Source organism: Oleiphilus sp. HI0123 (assembly GCF_001635315.1).
Window position 1 is genome coordinate 1 of sequence record NZ_LWGE01001779.1, and the last position, 1,303, is coordinate 1,303.

The window sequence follows — 1,303 nt, forward strand, 5'->3', positions numbered from 1 at the left end:
GTTCTCTTACTTGCTGCGCACCCTGCCAATCGATTTCAAGAATAACGTCTTGCCCAAGCGCCATACGCTGCTCAAGCCAGGTCTTGGAGGTACCGTAGTAGTTATCGAAAACTTTTGCATGCTCTAGAAAGCCAGATTCAGATATGAGCTGCTCAAACTCGGGGATGCTGACAAAGTGATAATTAACGCCATCGACTTCCCCGGGACGAGCCTGGCGAGTGGTATGAGAAACTGAAACTTCGATACCTGAGTCGGCTTCGAGTAAGGCTGCTACCAGGCTTGTTTTCCCTGCTCCGGAAGGGGCTGAAACGACATATAAACGCCCTTGCCTTGCAACTTCTTTAGACTTTTCACCTGTGCTACCCACTCTTTCTCCTCCAGATTCTAAGCAATGTCTAGGCTGTTATTCATCAGCTAAAACAACTATATTTAATGCGATGTGGAGCATTATGCTAAATTTCAGCTAAAAAGAGTATCTCTTAGTCTCAGTAGATCTTGATAAAGCGCTACAGACGAATTTTATTGAACGGCTAATACTGTTGGTATAAACACCCTGTGAAACAATATTGTCATTATCACCCGATTTCTCCGGCAATCTGGCATTGCCTGTCATGCGAGCGTCATTACGATAAGCTTTGCATGCCCGATGGTGACGAAAGGCAGCAGAAGGCTAAGTGCCCACATTGTAAAAAGCCCATGTCTTTTCTTGAGAAGCGTCACGAGATGCCTCCATTTTGGTCAATGCAACAGCGTTTTTTCGGTCTGCCATTTAAAACAGACGCTTTGTTGCTTTCCTTGTTGTTAGGCCTTAGTGCACTAGCGATGCACTTAAATGCGATATTCGCCCTGCTACTTGCTAGTATCTTGTCTCTAGTGCTTGTGAACTTCTCTGTGCAGGTAGCGCGGAGCTATAGTAAGGCGACTCGCTTATCATCGACGACAGGTTCAAGCTCATTTAATGGGGGGGTGCCAGGAATTGCCTCGGCTTTAGATTTTAAACAGGCTAAGACGAGCCTGATTATTACCGGACTATTAATCGTTTGCTTTGCGCCCCCCATACTTTTACTGAATTATGTTAGTGGCTGGCTTGCCCTAACCTACGCGTTACTTGTTTTATCGATTCTGCCCAGTGTATTGCTTATGCTGCTGTATAGCGATAAACGGCAAGGCGGCCATGGATCTGCTCCACCTAGTTGGATGAGCATTATTAAAAAGATGCACTTATCTTATGTCAGCTTGATTGCATTTTTTGCGATGAGCTATTTGAGCGTATTGGTGATCGCAGATTTGCTTCACCCTGTAT

General features: G+C 45.3%; 2 protein-coding genes. One reads left to right on the top strand and one right to left on the bottom strand.

Annotated features, from left to right (window positions below; translation table 11 throughout):
- Window positions 1–367, bottom strand: a 367-nt coding sequence (locus tag A3761_RS23975; protein ID WP_197473228.1) for a guanylate kinase, incomplete at its 3' end; no start/stop codon positions are given.
- A gap of 188 nt (window positions 368–555) precedes the next feature.
- Between A3761_RS23975 and A3761_RS23980 the strand changes: the two genes are divergently transcribed.
- Window positions 556–1,303 (top strand): hypothetical protein (locus tag A3761_RS23980; RefSeq protein ID WP_197473229.1); only part of this gene is annotated, 748 nt, incomplete at its 3' end.